The organism is Kocuria sp. APC 4018, from assembly GCF_030407675.1.
Lineage (GTDB): Bacteria > Actinomycetota > Actinomycetes > Actinomycetales > Micrococcaceae > Kocuria > Kocuria rhizophila.
The window spans coordinates 1-19,232 of the sequence record NZ_JASDCY010000052.1 but is presented as its reverse complement, the minus strand read 5'-3'; the positions used below and the strand labels follow the sequence as shown (position 1 = coordinate 19,232).

Annotated in this window: 19 protein-coding genes and 1 pseudogene; 19 read left to right on the top strand and 1 reads right to left on the bottom strand. The window is 65.8% G+C overall.

What is annotated here, in order from left to right; all coding sequences use genetic code 11:
• The first annotated feature begins 276 nt into the window (after positions 1 to 276).
• The 11 genes from QL985_RS09370 to QL985_RS09320 all read left to right on the top strand — a co-directional run bounded on the left by QL985_RS09370 (position 277) and on the right by QL985_RS09320 (position 11,734).
• Positions 277 to 1,902: an AAA family ATPase gene (locus QL985_RS09370; RefSeq protein ID WP_204781714.1), complete on the top strand. Its 1,626-nt coding sequence runs from the start codon at positions 277 to 279 to the stop codon at positions 1,900 to 1,902.
• Entirely contained in the window at positions 1,902 to 3,554 is a 1,653-nt protein-coding gene (locus tag QL985_RS09365) for an ATP-dependent helicase (protein ID WP_204781713.1), read from the top strand. The genes QL985_RS09370 and QL985_RS09365 overlap by 1 nt, the downstream gene beginning before the upstream one ends.
• Before the next feature lie 286 nt (positions 3,555 to 3,840).
• Entirely contained in the window at positions 3,841 to 4,689 is an 849-nt protein-coding gene (locus QL985_RS09360; RefSeq protein WP_239358064.1) for an AbiV family abortive infection protein, read from the top strand.
• 414 nt (positions 4,690 to 5,103) lie between these two features.
• Complete coding sequence (locus tag QL985_RS09355; protein WP_239358063.1) at positions 5,104 to 5,871, top strand: YfbU family protein; 768 nt, start codon at positions 5,104 to 5,106, stop codon at positions 5,869 to 5,871.
• Between the two features lie 35 nt (positions 5,872 to 5,906).
• Positions 5,907 to 6,617: a hypothetical protein gene (locus QL985_RS09350; protein ID WP_204781710.1), complete on the top strand. Its 711-nt coding sequence runs from the start codon at positions 5,907 to 5,909 to the stop codon at positions 6,615 to 6,617.
• A 210-nt stretch (positions 6,618 to 6,827) separates the two neighbouring features.
• A complete protein-coding gene (locus QL985_RS09345) occupies positions 6,828 to 8,075 on the top strand; it encodes a hypothetical protein (protein ID WP_239358062.1) in 1,248 nt (415 codons plus the stop codon).
• A gap of 154 nt (positions 8,076 to 8,229) precedes the next feature.
• Positions 8,230 to 9,438, top strand: coding sequence for a HEPN-associated N-terminal domain-containing protein (locus QL985_RS09340; RefSeq protein WP_239358061.1), 1,209 nt, complete (start codon positions 8,230 to 8,232; stop codon positions 9,436 to 9,438).
• Between the two features lie 137 nt (positions 9,439 to 9,575).
• Entirely contained in the window at positions 9,576 to 9,749 is a 174-nt protein-coding gene (locus QL985_RS09335) for a hypothetical protein (protein WP_204781707.1), read from the top strand.
• 312 nt (positions 9,750 to 10,061) lie between these two features.
• Positions 10,062 to 10,187, top strand: a complete 126-nt coding sequence (locus tag QL985_RS09330) for a hypothetical protein (protein ID WP_259901417.1) — start codon at positions 10,062 to 10,064, stop codon at positions 10,185 to 10,187.
• 93 nt (positions 10,188 to 10,280) lie between these two features.
• A complete protein-coding gene (locus QL985_RS09325; RefSeq protein WP_239358060.1) occupies positions 10,281 to 10,490 on the top strand; it encodes a hypothetical protein in 210 nt (69 codons plus the stop codon).
• 563 nt (positions 10,491 to 11,053) lie between these two features.
• Positions 11,054 to 11,734 (top strand): zinc ribbon domain-containing protein, encoded by a 681-nt coding sequence (locus QL985_RS09320; protein ID WP_259901418.1) that lies wholly within the window; start codon positions 11,054 to 11,056, stop codon positions 11,732 to 11,734.
• Positions 11,735 to 11,832: 98 nt separating this feature from the next.
• On the opposite strand, the gene QL985_RS09315 is transcribed toward QL985_RS09320, so the two are convergent.
• Positions 11,833 to 12,204, bottom strand: a complete 372-nt coding sequence (locus QL985_RS09315; protein ID WP_204781703.1) for a hypothetical protein — start codon at positions 12,202 to 12,204, stop codon at positions 11,833 to 11,835.
• Positions 12,205 to 12,543: 339 nt separating this feature from the next.
• On the opposite strand from QL985_RS09315, the pseudogene QL985_RS09310 reads away from it, so the two are divergent.
• From QL985_RS09310 to QL985_RS09275, 8 genes and pseudogenes are all read left to right on the top strand, one after another.
• A pseudogene (locus tag QL985_RS09310) lies at positions 12,544 to 12,951 on the top strand (recombinase family protein); the annotation flags it as partial.
• Between the two features lie 121 nt (positions 12,952 to 13,072).
• Positions 13,073 to 14,059, top strand: a complete 987-nt coding sequence (locus QL985_RS09305) for an Abi family protein (protein WP_204781702.1) — start codon at positions 13,073 to 13,075, stop codon at positions 14,057 to 14,059.
• Positions 14,060 to 14,331: 272 nt separating this feature from the next.
• A complete protein-coding gene (locus QL985_RS09300) occupies positions 14,332 to 15,471 on the top strand; it encodes a sensor histidine kinase (protein ID WP_239358056.1) in 1,140 nt (379 codons plus the stop codon).
• Positions 15,468 to 16,133 (top strand): response regulator transcription factor, encoded by a 666-nt coding sequence (locus QL985_RS09295; protein ID WP_204781700.1) that lies wholly within the window; start codon positions 15,468 to 15,470, stop codon positions 16,131 to 16,133. Before QL985_RS09300 ends, QL985_RS09295 begins: the two co-directional genes overlap by 4 nt.
• 129 nt (positions 16,134 to 16,262) lie before the next feature.
• On the top strand, positions 16,263 to 17,171 hold the full coding sequence (locus tag QL985_RS09290) for an ATP-binding cassette domain-containing protein (protein WP_239358055.1): 909 nt from the start codon (positions 16,263 to 16,265) through the stop codon (positions 17,169 to 17,171).
• Positions 17,168 to 17,917, top strand: coding sequence for an ABC transporter permease (locus QL985_RS09285; RefSeq protein WP_239358054.1), 750 nt, complete (start codon positions 17,168 to 17,170; stop codon positions 17,915 to 17,917). The genes QL985_RS09290 and QL985_RS09285 overlap by 4 nt, the downstream gene beginning before the upstream one ends.
• A 1-nt stretch (position 17,918) precedes the next feature.
• Positions 17,919 to 18,668, top strand: coding sequence for an ABC transporter permease (locus tag QL985_RS09280; protein WP_239358053.1), 750 nt, complete (start codon positions 17,919 to 17,921; stop codon positions 18,666 to 18,668).
• 28 nt (positions 18,669 to 18,696) lie between these two features.
• The gene (locus QL985_RS09275) at positions 18,697 to 19,092 is read left to right on the top strand and encodes a hypothetical protein (RefSeq protein ID WP_204781696.1); all 396 of its coding nucleotides are present in this window, start codon (positions 18,697 to 18,699) and stop codon (positions 19,090 to 19,092) included.
• The last annotated feature ends 140 nt before the right edge of the window (positions 19,093 to 19,232 follow it).

The following is a 19,232-nucleotide window of genomic DNA, read 5'->3' as shown; positions in this document are numbered from 1 at the left end:
CCACGAAGCCCGCGAGAGCCACGAGACCCACCCCCACGCACGTGCGCCGGCCCGCCCCGAGGGACAGTGCGGTGAACCCGCTGAGGGTCATCACCAGGGCGCAGTTGGACCCGGATACTGTTCAAAATAGGGGTGGGTCTACATGTGCATGTTCCATCGTCCCGCGTAGGCATCGTCTGCCGGAGAGCCGACCCAGTTTCGGGCGTCGCGCTCAGTACGCTGATCGAACAGACGGTCGACCGATTGTCAGGAGTAACGCAGCGTAGCGAGGAACCGATGAAGCTCTCTCAGATCAAGATCATGGGGCACGCCGTGCTTGCCGACCTGGAGGTCCCCGTTCGGGAGCACCTTGTGATCGTGGGAGGGAACGACGTCGGGAAGACCTCGATTCTTCGGCTTCTCCACCAGCTGCTGGGCGCGTCGACTCAGCAGCTCTACCAGTCGATACATCCTGAGCACATCCGCGCGGGAGCGGACATGCTCGTCGTGGAAGCGCGACTCGAAGGCTTCAGCGAGGAAGAGGCAGGCCAGTTCCCCTTCCAGATGTCGGTTCGGGAAGGTGAGCCCGACTATCTGCTCCTTCGCCTTGAGGTGGCGAGAGTGGAGGGAGACCCCGACAACGTCCTGATCGATCGCTACTTCCCCGACTCTGGCAATCGGAGGCAGCCGACTCGTGACCAGCTCGCGGTGATCGGGTGGCAGTACCTTCCTGCGGACCGCAGCAACTCGGCCGACTACATGGAAGGCAAGCGGAGCGCCTTCCGGATGATGCTCGATTCGGTCGACGTGGGTAACGACAGCGAGGCTCTGGAGGATCTCCTGGAGTCCTTCAACGAGAAGCTTGCCGACAACGACGCGCTTCACTCGCTCCGTCAGGAGATCGCGGGGCACCTCTCCCGCGCTGTTCCCCGGTCCTACGACGCCGACGGTCTGACAATCCGCACCACGGCCGACCCGCAGTCGAGTCCGCTCGACGGTGCCACCCTCTACCTTCGCGACGGTGACCGTTTTAAGGCGCTCGGAGATCAGAGCGATGGCATGCGTCAGCTCATGGCGCTGACGTTCTTCGATCTCGCACAGTCAGCGGCGAACATCGTGGCGGTCGACGAGCCCGAGATCCATCTGCACGCCGCCAGCCAGCGAACGGTCGCCGCTCTGTTCGCCGCGTCATCGAAGCAACGGATCGTCGTCACGCACTCCCCTTACGTGGTCCAGCGGTTCGAGCCGAAGCACGTGCTCGTCGTCAACCCGGACCGTGAGGTCAGGCAGATCCCTGAGGCGAACTTCAGTGCCGTCGAGAAGGAACGGATCCATTGGTGGTCGCCGCAGCTGCTGGAGGGTCTGACGGCGCGAAAGCTGCTGTTCGTCGAGGGCGCTGCAGATCGAGTGATCGTCGAAGTCGTCGCGGCGAACGCGGGTGTGAGCCTCGATCGCGCCGGCGTGTCTGTGTTCGCTCTCGACGGCGCGGACAAGTTCAAGAAGGTGCTCGAGATCGTCGGCAAGAACGGCTTCGACCTGGCATTGTGCGGCCTGTGCGACGAGGATCGTGAGCATGCTTGGTCCGGGGCGCTGGGCATCAAGCCAAAGTCCCTCGGCAAGCACGGGTTCTTCGTGGCAAGGTCGGATCTCGAGCACGAGTACGTGTCGCTGCTGGGTGCCAGGACCGTCGCCGACGCACTCATCGAAACCGGAATCGCCCGCGAGCAGGGACTGCTCAACGCCGGTGGAGCATCATCGCTCGATGATCTCACCGACAACCAGGTCGCCGACTTCATCACGAAGCAGGACAGCCGGAAGATCCCCGCGGCACGCGCGATCGCGCCTCTGCTCACACCCACGGTGATCGCTTCGTCCGACGCACTCAACGGCCTGATCCAGCACATCAAGGCGATGGTGGTCTGATGGCGAACACCCCGATCGGCGCGCAGCGCAGGGCAGTCGAAAGCACCGCAGATCGTTTGCTAGTCGTCGCGCCGCCGGGTTGCGGGAAGACGGAGCTGCTTGCCATGCGAGCGCAGCGCTTGATCCGAGACGGCACCGTGCGGCCCGGCCGTCGACTTCTCGCAATCACGTTCACCAACAGGGCGAGGGACAACCTTCGCGAGCGACTGCGGCAGCAGCTCGGCGAGGCGCAGATGCGCGCGAGCGTGTCGACTATGAACTTCCACGAGCTCGCGGCGCGCATCGTCGAAGCGCACGCTCCGGTGATCGGGCTCGAACGGGGCTATACCGGTCCGAATCCCTCGTGGCTGCGTCGAGCCATGGCGGACCGAGGCCTCGATCGCACGCGCACGAAGAACGTGAAGGATCTCCTTCAAACGGGCAAACGCGAGCCCCTGACCGACGCCGAGGTCCTCGAGCGCCTGGCAAGCGATCAGGACGCACTGGACATCGAGCGCGCAAGGCAGACGGAGAACTACGTCGACTACGGAGATCTCCTGCGCTATGCACAGCTCATCCTCCGCAACGACCGCGTCGCGGCACTCTTCCAAGCCCACTTCGACGCGCTTCTCGTCGACGAGTTCCAGGATCTCTCCCTCCAGCAATACGAAATCACCCAGCGCGTCGCCCGACGAAACGTGACATATGTCGGCGATCCGTTCCAAGGCATCTTCGGCTGGGCTGGTGCCGATCCGGATCATATCCACGCTGAGCTCGAATCGAGCTGCGAGGTCGTGCATCTCACGAGCTCGTTCCGCTCCTCCCCCGCCGTCCTCAGCGTCGTCAACAGCGTCTCCGTGGACCTCGGTTCACCTGCGCTGGAAGCCGCCCAGCCGGAACGCTGGGGCAAGTCCGGCGGGCACGCGTATGCCGCCGCTTACCCGAACGACACAGCAGAAGCAGACGGCATCGTCGCGCTCACCGACTACCTCGCCGAGAAGTACCCCGACGATCGGATCGGCGTGATCTGCCGCGCCGTGTATCGCCGCGGCGCGCTGGACCGCGCGTACGAGCGCGCTACCCATTACCCCCAGTTCTGGGACATCGCGCTGGACACACCACGGGTGGTGCGCCTGCTTAAGCTCCACGCTCGACACGTCGACGCAACAGCCTCATTCGCTGAGCAGGTGGCCGAGCTCGAGGAGCGCGCATGCACAGCGCTGCCGCCCACGGAGGTCGACACGCTGACAGAGATCCACGAAGCCTGCGAGCAGCTGAGCGAGTACGAGGACACCGAGTCATCCGTCGCTTCGCTGGTGAACCGCATTCGCGATCACCACGCGGTCTCCGCGATCGCACCGGGGGTGCACGTCTTGAACGCGCATGTCGGCAAGGGCCAGCAGTTCGACTGGGTGATCGTGATGGCGCTCGAGGACGGTCACGTACCAAGCTCGTATTCCCGAACGGAAGAAGCCGTGCTCGAAGACGCGCGGATCCTTCTTGTGATGGTCTCCAGGGCACGGAAGGGGCTTTTCCTTACCCACGCGACATCGAACACGAACCAGTACGGACGCGTGTTCCACAACGATCCGTCGAGGTGGTGGGAGCAGATGGCGGCTGCCGCAAAGTCCATGCCACAGAACGTGGCGAAACTGCTCAAGGTGAGCGGCTAGCCTTCGCCGGCTGCGGCCAGGAGCACAGCGGGCCGGTCGTGCCCCTGACGCGAATCCGCAGCGAGATGTCGAGGCCGCACCCGCGAGACATGAGGAGGTGGGTCGCAGCGCGCAGACGCGCCGTTCTTCAACGCAGGCACTTCATATGCACCCCCGGCGGCTGACCGTGCACGATCTCGAAGGGCTACAGAAGCAGAGGCTCTCGTTCTGAGCTCACTGACCAACACGCGAACCGCCGATGCCCTTCCGCACTGGCGATGTCCGAGGCACGAGGGAGACTCGGAGCATGGCAGGCAAGCAGCACCTCCCCGCAGACCTCAGTCCCGACCAGGTCATAGCATTGCAGGACGCCCTGCTCGCGAATGCGGATCGACTTCTCCGGGCAGCAGTGGCCATGCTGGACAGCGAGAACGTGTCCCTTGCACGGTCGCTGGCAATCCTTGGCATGGAGGAGTCAGGGAAGGCGATCGCTCTCCACGAACGGCGCGTGCAGATCGCCTCTTCCCCCGAAGGCGAGCCTTTCGTGAACCAGAGGCTGAGGGATCTGTGGGGGCTGCACGGGCTCAAGCTCGAGGTCGTGCACAACTTCCTGGTCCACGAGGACTACTGGTTCGGCACCGAGCCGTCGGACCCCGAGGAGAACGCACGGGTGCTCGGCACCATCGACGAGTGGAAGCGCGACCACAACCACCTCAAGCAGCGCGGGTTCTACGTCGACGTAACGCCAACGGGTGATTCGATGACGCCGCAGGAGACGGCCGACGCCGACGCCGTTCGCGCTGTAGTCGGCCAGGTGCATCAGATCGGCTGGCAGCTCCGCCTCGGCGAACACATCGAGGGCAAACGCCAGCTCGAGCAGCACCGGGATGTACCGCCGGCGTCCGAAGAGGAGATCGAACAGACGCGAAGCCTCATGCGCAGCGTCGATCCGGAGATCGTCGAGCAGATCGTCGAGTCGATGCGCAGCGGCACGACGGGCGAGAAGCTCCACAACACCAGCTACGCGTTCGTCCTGGCGAAGAACCCCTTCGAGAACGTCGGGCGACCTGGATACGAAGCACAGGACCGCGAACTCTGGGCGCTTGCGCAGGACATCGAGTGCTCGTCCGACGCGAACTCTGAGACGAGCAATTGACACCGCGAGACAAGTCGTCGATCGCATCGTAGATGCTGGAGACTTCGACAACTATGACCACATCGTCATCGCCGAGGGACCAGCGCCCGGCGTCGAGCAGCGACACCGCGTCGACGACCGGATGCGCAGCCAGCACGTCGACCGAGTCGAGCGCGAGGTTCCGCTCCGCACGCTCGATGCCGACGACATAGTGAGGCGTGGCAGCCAGCTGCTCGGCAGTTCTTGGGCGGCACATCGCACGATCGCGCTCCGGACGATCCCCGGAGAACACCGGCTGGGTCGCCGCCTCAGTTCAACGGGCTGGCCGCCACGCGACTTCGATCAGGTCCATCGACACGCCGGGATCGCTCACTCAGGCTGAGGCATGTATGACGCAGCTACACTAAGCGTCATACACGATGATTGGAGGACGGCATGGCTGTTCTGAATATTCGGGTCGAGGACCGGATCCGCGACCAGCTCAAGGAACTGGCGGACGACGAGGGCCTCTCCCTCAGCGAGTACGTGCGCAACCTAGTGATGGAGGCCGTGGTGCCCGTGTACGAGCAGGAAGCAAAGTACGGCGACGAGCCTCCGCAGACGACCTTGCGGATCATCGATCGGCAGATCCTCTCGATGCTCCACCGCATCCTCGGCCGGGTTCTCCCTGAGGACGCGAACGACGTCGACGGCGACCTCGACTACCAGCTCATGCGAGCGCAGATCCTGGAGGCCGGTTACACAGGCGAGTACTGGTTCGAGACCGCAGGCTTCCAGACGGAGCTCTCCCAGCGCGACTGCGGGCGCGTCAAGGACATCCTCGACATGTTCCGGATCATCACCTACAGCATCGACCGTCTCGAGGAGGACGGGTCGACGGTCGACGAGAAGCTGAAGAACAGCCTCGAGTTCAGGGGGTTCGATCACAACGACGCACTTGAGGGCCACATGGCCAGCTATGTCGAGTATCTCATGCGCGACGACCGGTGGACCGAACTGAGGCCCCAGCTGGAGCGCAACGACAGCGGCAACTCGCATCACCGTGTGCTCGCCGTGTACGTGCGCATGCTGGCCGAGTACCGCCGGATCATGGACGGCCGCGGACGCGGCTTCAGCCGGACGGACTACTTCCTCTCGCTGGAAGAGCTGCAACAGATCGACGAGGCGAGCATCCATCCCTCGAACCGGAAGTCCAAGGGCTGATGATGACGGCTCCTACCGCCTCGATCCCACAGCTCGTGGAGCTGGTGGAGCGACAGGCCAACGTCATCGTCGCAACCGGGACAGGTCAGGGTCGTTTCGACGACTTCGATGCGGACTACCAGCGCAACGATCGTGTGCTGGCCGCCCAGTTCAAACGCCTCGGACTCACTCCCCCGTTCCCCTGGCGGTCGCTATGGGAGTGGCACGGCTATTACTCCCAGGAGCTGCCGACCTACGCCTCCCGTAGGACCCACGTCGCGACGTTGAAGCGTGAGGCTCTCGACCAGTTGGAGGAGCAGGCCAACGGAGTGACAGTCCATGACCCCGCCGTGGGCGTCTCGAGCCCTACGTGGGATGCCATCAATCTTCGGGTCAGAGGGCTGATCAACGAGTACACCGGTGCTCGCGATAAGGACACATGGCAGGACGTCGGGCGTCGTAGCCGCGAGATCCTCATCGATCTTGGCAAGCTGATCGCGGATCCGGCGCTTGTCTCGGAGGGCCAGGAGCCTCCGCGAGGGGCCGATGCGCGCGCTTGGTTCGACCTCTTCATCGACTCTCACGCCAGCGGCCGCGACCGGGCCGAGCTTCGCGCGCTGATGCGCAAGACGTGGGATCTCGCACAGAAGGTGACGCATGGCGACATCGACGACGTCGACGCCTTCGCAGCTGCACAAGCCACAGTGCTGCTCGTGCGGACCACCGAACTGATCGTGGGGCGGGCCGCGGGCAGGAAGACGTCATGAGCTTCTCGGAGCGCTTTTGACCTGTACCTCATCGCCAACACCGAGGTGTTTATCGCCCCCTCCTCGCGCCATCTTCTGGTGGAGACTGGGCGAAGCTCATGGGGTATCGCTGAGACGTGGCAGCGAAGATCGCCGACACCGTTCTGAGGACAGTCGACACTTTGATCACGAGCAGTGCGCCGACAGGTCCTTCACCACCATCCTGGTCCCATGGATCTATCGCTGAACGAAACTCAACTCCTCGTGCTTCGCTGGGTCGCTGCCGGCGCTGATCTCGACAATCCGCCCAGCGACACGTTCAAGACGAGCGCCATTGCGCTCCGCAACCGCGGCCTCGTGGATCTCGACAAGCGGCGCGGGCACTGGCGTATCGCCATCACCGAAGCTGGAGCGTTCTACCTCGAGCACGGACGCCACCCTAAGGATGAGTCGTCGAAGAAGAAGCCGCTGGCACCGCCCGAGCCGGCGCAGAAGCGCGAGCCGGAGGACACCACCGCTGAGGGCACCAAGACGGAGCCCAACCCACAGCCTTCCGAATCGGCCGGCCCGAAGGCCAAGCCCGCGCGCGTCGTGAAGGACGAGACCATCCCGATGCCCGAGCAGGTGCGACGCCCCCACCAAGCCGTGCGGGAGATCGTCGATCACAAGGCACGTCTCGACGTTCCAACCGAGGAACGACAGCGCGCTCTGCTCATCCTCCACGCGCTCGTCCAGGAGGCTCTGCGCCGCGGATGGACGGTGACGGCCAAACCTGCCACCTTCGAGCAAGATCCTTGGAACGGATGTCGCACTCGGGTCTCCCCCGGACCGGATCTGCTCTCGATCGACGCAGGCGACGCACCGGCGACGATCCGCATTCGGATGCAGCAGAGGCGCGTCGACCACGTTCCGACCGAAGAGGAACTGGCCAAGGAGACCCGCTACAACTGGCGCAGCTATCCGAAGCACGACTACGTCGCGACTGAACGGATGCGCCTGGAGATCAGAGCCGGAACTCATGACGTGCTCGCGCTCGACGACACTGTCGCCACCCGTATCGAGGATAAGCTGCTGCGCGCTATCGAGAGGATCCAGCAGCTCTCCGTCGATGCCCGAGCAGCCGTCGAACGGCGTCGCCAATGGGAGCTCAAGCGCGCCGAGCAGCAGCGTCGCGCCGAAGAGCTGCGGAAACGGGCGGACCGCTACACCAGCTGGGCCGAGACGCTCGAGCAGCTCCGCAGCGACTTCGTGCGGCACCGCGAGCTCACGGACGCGGTCACCGGCCTGCGAGGAGCTGTCACGGACCGCGGCCCGGAGCACGAGCATGCCGGAATCCTCGGGGAGTACCTCTCATGGGCGGAGCAGCACCTCGAAGAGTCCGACCCGCTCCGCCGCATCTGGCTGCCACAAGGCGAACGCCCCGACTTGAGCCACGACGAATGGCAAGACTGGAAACACCGTAACCCGCAGCACTGGTGAGCACGTATACGTGTTTGTTCCGCGTAGAGCGCGGCGGGACCGTGCTGCGCGCCATCACCGTCTGGCTCAAGAACCTATTGGGAGACACGCCCTAGCGTCTGGATCTCGCCGCTAAGGTGACTCCCATGCATCCGATGCAAGGACTGGGGGATGAATGGGCCAGGTGAAACGGTGGCTCGAGGAGATCGAAGCGCGGGGATGGAGCCAAGTCGATAAGACGGTCTGCACGCAATGCCTCACGGACTACGCCCTCGTCGAAGCCGTCCGGGCCTTCGCCGGCACCACGACGTGTGACTACTGTGGCTCTCCCCCTGCCAGATCTGGAGCAAGCGCGCCGGTATCGCTCCTCGTAGACCTCATTGTGGGCAGTCTTCGATGCGAATATGAGGACCCTGTCGAGCAGGTGCTTTGGTCCTCAGCCGACGGCGGGTATCAGATGCCGTGCGTGGATACCTACGAAGTGCTTGAGGCTCACGAGGTGACGGAGAACGGAGATCTTCTCGACGACCTCACCGCAGCCATCGGCCAGACCGAATGGGTTCAACGCGACCCTTACAAGGTCGCGCCGACCGACGCGCTTCGGTACGGATGGTCAGAGTTTCGAGATCATGTGAAGCATCGACGCCGGTACTCTTTCTTGCTCCAAGGGCCCACTCCGCACCAAAGTCCCGGCGAGATCACGATTAACGACGTGCCGGCCGCGGTTCTCAGAGCAGTGGCCGAGGCCGACCAGGTTCGAACCCTGCTCGCAGGAACCAGGTGGTGGCGACTTCGTCCGCACGCCCCAGCCGAAACCTATGTCAGCGCCAAGGATCTGGGTACGCCTCCCGATCACGTGGCGCGCGACAATCGCATGAGCGGCAAGGGCATTGGTGCCTTCTACGGGGCGTCCACCGCGCTGGGCGCACAGCGGGAGGTCGCGAGCTACGCAGATCCGTCCCACGTTGGCACCATTGGTCAGTTCGAACTACTTTGCGACATCACCGTGGTCGACCTGACGAATGCTCCTCGAGTACCATCGCTATTCGACTCGAGCGAACGGCACCGACGTCCTTCAATGAGATTTATGCAGGACTTCGTCGAAGACGTTCGACGGGTGGCCGACCCGGATGATCGTCTCGACCTCGACTACGTCCCGACACAGATCATCTCCGAGTTCCTCCGATACGAGCTCAACCACCGGACCGGACCCGTGCTTGGAGTCCTCTGGCGCTCATCGAAAGACCCAAGCATCGACTGTTGCGTCATTTTCGCTTCGCACGAGGAGATGACGGACCTCCCCTTGGTGGATAGTGCGCATGTTCTCGGACTGGATCCCGGATCCGTACGAGTGCTGAGCGCCCCTCTCACGACGGGCCTGTAGCGGGCCAGTGCAGTTTCCGAAAACTAAGTGGTGACCGATCAACAACGAGCTACTGAACGTGGCATTGCGCCTCGTGTCCCAGTTGAATTTGCCCTGAGCCGCTGCGCTGTCGCACGGGCGTCGACGACAATAGGAACATGTTCGATCCGCTGGCGCGCGAAGACGAGTCCTACCGGACATGCCTCGAGTGCGGTGCGGACTGCCCACCCGAACCGTTCGACGCGGGCGAAGGACAAGGAATCAGGATTGCGTTCTCCTGCCCCACCCATGGCGTGCACAGCGTCGTAGATCCCTTCGAGGAACTGCGATGAATCCCGTCGGTCCGCTCTTCACAATCAGCACGATCAATGTGGCGCGCGCTGCGGTGCGCGAGGCCGAACACGCCGTTTCGATCGATGCACCGGTCGACATCCGCGTCGGCAGCCATGAGCCGGATGGCTCCGCCCGGCTCTACGTGGAAGTGTCTTCGCACTCCGGTGCAACCCAGAAAATCGACGTCGACGACGCTGCGATCAGCGCCTGCTTGGCAGAACAGGACTACGACGCTTACCGTCGAATGGTGAACGCGCTCGTGGAGGAGCTGGCCAGTGAGATCAAGACAGTAGTGCGAGCGCAGATCGCTCGTGAACGCCGAGCCGGGCAGCGGCCCGTTGCGGGGCTTCGACGATCGGATCTACTCCGAAGACCAGCACGGCTGGGGCCCGGACGACTTCTATGCGCTCTGGCAGAATTTCAACCGTCTCGCGTAGTACATCGCACCGACCCCGTACGAGCTGGCGAACACCGAGTCACGCGCCACCAAGATCCAGTCCAAGCGGCAGGGCCGGCGCGACAAGGAGCTCGTGGTGATGGATCTCGACCGCATGTCGGAGGAGAACCGATATTTTCTCAAGCACATCATCATCCACACGCAGCGCTACGAACGGGCCCATAAACGCTTCCCGAAACTGCGGGGCCTTGCCGACGTCGGTCAACTCGGCAGCCCGCTGATTCCCTCAGAAAAGCCGATGTTCGCGCATGCCTACTTCACCGAGGCCGGCATCTACTTGTAGTCGGTTGGGATCCTAGGAGGCCGGGCTTTCCAGCCCCACCCCAACAAAGTAACGCATTCGGATCTGCTGTCCGCTAGGAATTAGCGCGCACGTCAAGTAGTGCCCTAGCCGAGACGTCCGCTGGACCGCCAGCGCGTCGACCGAGTCGAGCGCGAGGTTCCGCTCACCGCGTCCGATCCCTGCCAAGCAGCGCGGCGTCGCACCAAGTTGCTCTGCAAGCCCTTCCTGGGTCAACTCCCGAGAACGGTGCAGGTCGCGCAGCTGCGCGCCCAGCACAGGCTGGAGGGATCCCCTCACTCATCCAGCGTCCGAGCGACCTACAAGGATCCGGTCACGGCGCAGATCGCAGCCGCTGCTCCCCCGCTGACGGACTGGACTATCAGGTGCACCTGCTCACCACAGCGTTCATCGACAGGCGCGACGTTTGGCCGAGCGAGGAGCAGTGGCTCACTCTCCGCCAGGAGGCGGTGCACGAGTGACCGAGACCCGACGCACCAGGACGATGGGGATCCGCGGCACGGGCGTCCACATAGCCGACCCATTCGTGAGCGAAACTCATCAGTGTGGACGGACAGATCAGCACAACGAGGAGGAGAGGCCGACCTCACCGATACCTGCTCAGCGCGATCGCGGTCTGCGGCGTCTGCGGGGCCGCCACCCGGGTCGGCGCGCAGAACACCGGTGGCGGAAAGCATCAGCGCTCTCACTACCGCGTCTACGAGTGCGCGGGTGCCCCGGGACGCACCGGTTTCCACGTGTCCATGCGCCAGGAGCATCTCGATGAGATCGTCACGGACGCCGTGCTGGCCCGGATCCTCGGGCCCGACTTCCGGGTGCCACGTGCCAGGGAGGAGGACGAGGACGGCTCGGAGCGCCGCGCCCTGCGGCTCGAGATCAAGGGCCACCGGGCATGGCTGGAGGCCGTGCGCAAGGAGGCCAGGCGGAGAGGACGGCCCCGTGTGCTCGCTGCTCAGGAGCGGATCGTGCGCCTGAAGATCGAGGCGGCCCAGGCCAGGATCGACGAGCTGGAGCGACTCAATCCGCTCGTGGACGAGCTGAGGAGATCGCAGAGGGTCCGGGACACCTGGTCAGGCATGTCGCTGATCCAACAGCGGCACGTCATCGAGTCGCTCATGGTTCCCCGCATCCACCCGGTCGACCCCGCTGAGCGCGGCCAGCGCGGCCCCAACGCACGACGCGTCGACCTCGTGTGGCGAGACCCGGACCCCTGTCAGGCGAGATGACGGGCTTCGTCCAGTTGGCTGCTAGAACTGGACCGTCAGGAGCCCTGTGCACGAGAGGTCTTCTTGCTCAGAAATCGTGTGCGCGACCCTGCACATCCTCAGGAGCCAGCTGCACGAACCGACACCGGGTCCCCGATAGAGCCGATGGCGGTCGTGGACGCCTCGTGCGGGACGAGTCTGGCTGCGCCTGTGGGTGCCGGAACCGCCACCGGCTTCCGACCGTGAGGGCGGGCCACGATGACGTGGCAGGCACCCGTTACGCTCGTCACATGGTCAGTGGCCAGCAGCTGCTCGCGGATGGCCACCGTGGTGGGACCGGGCCTCCCGTCGCCGACCGTCACGTCGAACTCGTCCCCGCGCAGCCCGAGGACGGGGCTGATCACCGCGGCGGTGCCGGCGGCGAAGACCTCGGTGATCGCCCCGGCGCGGCAGCCTTCCAGCAGCTCCGCCAGACCGATGGTGCGCTGCACCAGGGCCAGGCCGTGCTCGGAGCCCAGGGCCAGGACGCTGTCGCAGGTGATGCCCTCCAGGATGGTGCCCGGCCCCGGGAGTGAGCAGCTGCCCCTCGGCGGTGACCAGGCACAGGTTCATCGCCCCGGCCTCCTCCAGGCCGCGGTCCTTCCCGGTGCCAGCGGTAAACAGCACCTGCTCGCACCCGTGGGCCCGGGCCTCGAGCTGGGCCGGCAGGCCGGAGGCGTAGTTGCCCCCTAACTCGGCTGACCCGGTGCCTCCGGGCACCGCCCGGGTGTAGGTGGTCGTGACCCACAGCCGAACCTCGGTCATGCCACCGGGAAAGTAGGGCCCGGCCGGGGTGGTCGGCCCTGGACGAACGGCTACCCGAGGACGACGAGCTCGTCGTGTGGCGCATCGACCGGATCGGGCGGTCGATGATCGACGTCATCACCACGGTCCAGGACCTGCTGGGCCGCGGCGTGAAGGTCCGTTCCCTGACCGATGGCATCGACCCCTCGATCCGCGAGGGCCGGCTGATGCTCAACCTCATGGCCACCTTCGCCGAGTACGAGCGCGAGCTCATCCAGGAGCGCGTCCAGGCCGGCGTCGACTCCGCTCGGGCCCGCGGCCTGCGGTTCGGCCGACCGGCACCCGACGCTGTGAAGGTCGCGCGGAATCTCAGGATCGTGAAGCACCCCATCAACGTAGAGGGGCTCGGCGTCGTCGAGGCAGCCCAAACCGTGGGGTGGTCGAAGGCGACGTAGTACCGGCACAGGTCAGCGACTCCCGGCGCATAACTCTGTCGTGCCCGTCGTGCTATCATCGAATCATCACGATCAGCCCGTTGCCGCAAGGCGCGGGCTGATTTTCTTTCCGGGGAGGCTCATGGTCGCGTACGACAAGCCCTGGCTGTCGGTGGACAAGCAGGTCGCTCAGCTCGTGGAGCACGGCCTCGAGGTCGGAGACGAAGTCCGTGCAGCCAGGGTCCTGGCGGCGATCGGCTACTACCGCCTCACAGGATATCTGTACCCGTTCCGCGCGTCCGAGGAGTACGTCGACGAGGAAGACCGGATCCGCACCCGCGTTCTCAGCGACTTCCGGCCAGGCACGCGCCTTGCTCACGCCGAGGAGATCATCGACTTCGACCGGCGGCTCCGCATGCTCGTCCTCGATGGGCTCGAGCGGGTCGAGGTCGCCGTCCGCATGCGTGTCGGATATGTACTCGGCAGGAGGTCGGCCTTCGCCTACGAGGACCCGTCCTGCTTCACGGAGGCCTTTACCGTGGACGGGACCGATATCCACGACCCGGCACCGAGCAAGCACGTGCAATGGCTCCAGCGGGTCAGCGACCGCCAGGCCGACTCCGACGAGCAGTTCGTGGAGCACTTCCGTGACAAGTACGACGACCGGATGCCGGTCTGGGCGCTCACGGAGATCCTCGAGCTCGGCCACCTCTCCGTCCTGTACCGCGGGATGAACCAGGTCGACGCAGAGGAGATCGCACACGCGTTCGGCGTGCCGACGAAGAAGATGATGACCAGCTGGCTGGCCAGCCTCAACTACGTCCGGAACGTCGCCGCCCATCATGCGCGGCTGTTCAACCGTAAGCTCCAGAACGCGCCGTCGCGCCCCAAGATCGGCCAGATCCCCGTACTCGACCACCTACGAAGCTCCGAGGACGCCAAGAAGGTCTACGGCACCTACAACGCACTCGCGGTGATCGCCTACCTGCTGCCCTCCATCGAGCCCGACACCGACTGGGCTGCGCGGCTTGCGGCGCTGCTCCGCGACTTCCCGACCTCGAGCGCGCTCACGATCGAATCGCTGGGAGCGCCCCTGGACTGGGACGCGCTCGAGCTCTGGCAAGCCTGAGCGAGCACCATCTCAAGTACCCGATCTCGTTTGTGCGCCCGACGAGACCGGCTTCTGAGACCGCGGCCCCCGCAGGAACACTGGGGCTCATAGCGTCCCGTCAAGGTGATGTCTGTGAGACTTGCTTGGTATATCGGAGCGAAGGCGTTCGCAGTCCGGCCGGTAATGTTGGGATTGTGAACCTTCTGTCACCGGTGACCGCAAAGAGCGCCTCCAGTGGCTCCGTGGCTTCCGGTGCGTCTCCGTCCCCTGGTTCGTGGTTACGGGAGCGGATGTGGCTGGTCGACCTGCTGGTCGCGGTCGGGGTGTTCTTGTACAACCTGCCGATCGTCCCGATCTACTTCCGCGGTCCCGCTCACGCTGTTGCGCTGCTGATCGTGTCGGTTGCGCTGTGCGCGCCGTATCTGCTGCGCCGCCGACACCCGGTCGGGGTACTCGCATTCATGCTGCTGGCCGCATCCGTACAACTGCTGCTCGGCGCGCCGGTCCTCCCTGCGGACGCGATGCTGTTGTTCGCGGTCTACAACCTCGCCACCCGGCACGTCTGGATGATCTCCTTCCCCGGCGCAGCGGTGACGGTCGCGTGGCTTCTGGTCGCGACGCTCCCCCACCTCGGCAACGCATTCCTGGACATCGGCCAGCTCGGCGTGCTGATCGTCGTGACGCTGTGGGTATGGACGTGGGGCACTCTGGTGCGGATCCGCCGGCAGTACGTGTCCGGGCTGCAGGAGAGGGCCGAGCAGGCAGAGCGTGAGCGGGAGACCAACGCGCGGATCGCGGTCGCCGACGAACGGGCACGCATCGCGCGGGAGATCCACGACATCGTCTCTCACAGCCTCAGCGTGGTCGTGCTGATGTCCGACGGGGCCGCGGCGAAGGTCGAGTCGGAGCCGGCGCGCGCGAAGTCGGCGATGCTCCATGTGCGCGACACCGGCCGAGGAGCGCTGGCCGACATGCGCCGCATGCTCGGGGTGCTGCGCGAGAACGAGCCGGGATCGGACGCCCCGCAGCCGGGCATCGACCAGCTCGACGCCCTGGTCGCGCAGTCCCGCATCGCCGGCTTACCGGTCGCGCTCACAGTTAGCGGTGATCGGGCATCGCTGTCGGACGGGCTCGGGCTGACGGTGTACCGGCTGGTGCAGGAAGCCTTGACGAACGCACGGAAGCACGCCGGTCCGTGCCGCACTCGCGTCGATGTGCGCCTGGAGTACCGGGAGGACGAGGTCGAGGTCCGGATCACCGACGACGGTCACGGCCAGGCCGAGGATTCGGAGGCCGGCACGCAGGGCCACGGCTTGCTCGGCATGCGTGAGCGAGTCGCCGCCCACCACGGTGCACTGCGGGTCGGGCCCCGCGAAGGCGGCGGGTTCGAGGTCGTCTCGGTGCTGCCGCGAGAGGAGGGAACGACGTGACGGTGCGGGTGGTGCTGGTCGATGACCAGGAGATGATCCGGATGGGGCTGAGGATGGTGCTGGAAGCACAGCCAGGGATCGAGATCGTCGCCGAAGCCGACGACGGCGACACCGCGCTGGACGTGCTCGACCGGGTCGAGGCCGACGTCGTGCTCATGGACGTGCGGATGCCGCGGATGAGCGGGGTCGAGGCGACCAGGCGCATCTGCGCCGGCGAGGACGTCCCGCGCGTGCTAATCCTGACCACCTTCGACCTCGACGAGTACGCCTACGACGCGCTGCAGGCCGGTGCATCGGGGTTCCTGCTCAAAGACACCCCCGTCGAGGACGTCGCCGCCGCGATCAAGCACATCCACGCCGGCGACGCCGTGGTCGCGCCGAGCACGACGCGGCGTCTGCTCGACCACTTCGCCCGATCTCGCCCGCAGTCGGAGCCGAGCGGCGCAGTGCGGCTGAAAGAACTGACGCCACGCGAGCACGAAGTGCTCGGCCTGATCGCGCGGGGCCTGTCGAACGCGGAGATCGCCGCCGAGCTCGTGCTGGCCGAGGGCACAGTGAAGGTGCATGTCGGCCGCATCCTCACGAAGCTGGATCTGCGCGACCGCGTCCAGGCAGTGGTCCTCGCTTACGAGTCCGGTCTCGTTGAAGCCGGCGAACGCTGACCACTGCGCCAGGCCTCTTCACACGCTCCCGCGACATGGGGGCGGGCATGCACGTATGCCTCAAGTGATAGCCCGAAGATATGCCTCGGGCGAGACGATTCCGGGGCCGGATCTCGGGATCGTTGAGGCATGCCTTCCACGATCGTCGCCACCGAGAACCTGACCAAGCGCTACGGGCAGCGCAGCGTCGTCGAGAACCTGAACCTGCGCATCCCCGAGGGGTGCGTGTACGGGTTCCTCGGCCCCAACGGGGCGGGGAAGTCCACGACGATGAAGATGCTGCTCTCGCTCATCCAGCCCACCAGCGGCGAGGTGCACGTCATGGGCCGCCCCATGACCCGCGGCACGAGGCGGGAGCTCCTCGGCCGGATCGGGTCGCTCATCGAGGCACCGCCCGGGTACGCGCACCTGACCGGCGCGGAGAACATGCGTCTGGTGCAGCGGATGCTCGGCCTGAACAGTCAACAGATCGACTACGCGGTCCGGGCGGTCAGGCTGCAGGACCAGATGGACAAGAAGGTCCGCAACTACAGCCTGGGGATGAAACAGCGCCTCGGGATCGCGATGGCGCTGGCCCGGCAGCCGAAGCTGCTGATCCTCGATGAGCCGACGAACGGACTCGACCCGGCGGGCATCGAGGAGATGCGGGTCCTGCTGCGTCGCCTCGCGAACGACGGGGTGACCGTGATGGTGTCCTCTCACCTGCTCGGCGAGATCGACAAGACCGCAAACGTGCTCGGCATCCTCTCCGGCGGGCGGATAATCTTCCAGGGATTGCGCTCCGAGCTCATGGCCGCCTCCAGCCCCGACGTCATCATCGCCTGCTCGAACCCGCACGCGGCCACGACCACGCTGCGCTCCTACGACGCCCGCCTCACCGCCGACGACGAGGTCGCCGTGCCCGGCCTCGGCGACCGGCAGACCGCCGGGATCGTCGCCGCGCTCGTCGGCTCGGGCGTCGGCATCTACGGGGTGCGCCGCGAGGAGCAGACGCTCGAGGACGTGTTCATGACCCTCACCGCCGGAGGCGGGCTGTGAACGCCCGGGCGGTGGCGAACGAGTTCGCCAAGATGCGCCATCTCAAGGTCGGACTGATCGCTGTGATCATGGTGCTCGGGGTGCTCGGGCTGTCCCTGTTCGCGGTGGTCTCCAGCCCGGACTTCGACCCCGCCACGCCTCAGGCGTGGAACGCGCTGCTGGCCGGCATTTCGCTCGGCATCCCGCTGTTGTCCCCGCTGCTACTGGCGGTGCTCGCCTCCCGGCAGACCGACATCGAGCACCAGGGCAACGGGTGGCTGCTGCAGTCGACCTCCGGGATCACCCCGGGCGGGGTGTGCCGGGCCAAGCTCGCAGCCCTCGGCGTGATCGTCGCCGCGGTGACCCTGGGCACCAGCCTGATCGTGCTGGCCTTCGGGAAACTGCTGGCCGGCATCCTGCCACCGGCCCCGCTCGGGCACTGGGCCGGGTTCACGCTCTGCATGCTCGTGGTCAACCTGGCCGTCTTGGCGCTGCACATCCTGCTGTCGGCGAAGGTCGAGAACCAGCTCGTCGCCCTCGGCATCGGAGTGCTCGGCTGCATCCTCGCGGTGTTCTCCCAGGGCCTTCCGGTCGCCGCCGCGCACGTCACCCCGTGGGGCTACTACGCCCTCGCCCGCGCCGCCGGCTACGAAGGCGATGCGATCCAGGCCCTGCCGATCGCGTACCCGAGCATCGCCGTCCTGGCCGTGGTCGTCGCGGTGCTGTTCACCGTCTCCACCGTCCGCTTCGACCATCAGGAGGCCTGACATGAGCGCACTGTCCGCCGAACTCATCAAGCTCAAGCGCTCCCTGGCCTGGCCGATCGTCGTGCTGCTGCCCGTGGTGCTCGTCCTCGCCGGTGCCGCCACCCAGCTCGCCGACGGCACCGCCCCCGAGGACGGCTGGGACACCGTGTGGCTGCAGTCCGTCGGCTTCTACGGGCTGTTCCCGCTGGCGATCGGCATCGCGATCCTCGGATCCCTGGTCTGGCGGGTCGAGCACCGGGGCAGCAACTGGAACGCCCTGATGAGCGGCCCGACCAGTTCGCTGCGCATCGTCACCGCCAAGACCGCAGTCGTCGCCGGGCTCACCGCGATCATGCAGGTCGTCCTCTTGGTCTTCGTCATTGTCATCGGCAAGGGCGCGTTCGGGCTGCCCGGGATGCTCCCGGGCGAGTACTTCGCCGTCACCGGGCTCCTGGCCCTGGCCACGATCCCGGCCGCAGCGATCCAATCGGCGCTGTCGATGTTCCTGTGGTCCTTCGCCGCGCCCGTCGCCGTCGCCCTGGTCGCCTCCGGCGTCTCGACCGCCGCGCTGATGGCGGTCGGCAACGCCGCCCTGATCTCGCCCTACGGCGTCGCCACCCGCACCGCGCTGCTGGGCACCGGCTTCTTCGTCGACGACGGCACCATCACCGGCGGAGACGTCGCCGTGATCCTCACCGCCGGCGGCGTCCTCACCATCGTCCTCATCGCCCTCACCACCTGGGTGCTCAACCGCCGCGACACCCGCATCTGACCCCCACCGCGCGAGAAGGAGAACTCTCATGTCCGAGAATCCCGGCCAGCAGGCCCCCGTCCACGTCATCCAGAACAACCAGCCCCCGACGGGCAAGTCCGCAGCCGGGAAAGGGGTCATCGCGCTCGTGCTGTGCGCGGCGGCATTCCTCTCCGCACCGCTGCTGATCCTCATCCCGTACGTCGGGTTCTTGCCGGCCATGCTCGCCGGCGCGGCGATCATCGTCGCCTGGTCCGGGCTGCGCGGAGCGACCCGCGGCGACGGCACCGCCGTCACCGGCCTGATCATCGGCGTCGTGCTGTTCGCCATCCTCGCCGGCATCGCCACCGTCTGGAACCTCGTGGTCGCCGACCCCGCGATCCGCGACTACGACGAGCTGCACGACATCATCGAGCACATCAAGAGCCTCGTCTTTGGCTCCTGACCGTCCGCAGCGCAGATTGGAGGGAGTGGGTCCGTGACGTCCCAGGTGACCGGCTCGATCCTGGGGACTGCCGCACCGATAGGTGACCTCTGATCTGGCTTGCCCACTGGGCGGCCTGGAAGGATGTGCACCATGCCCGC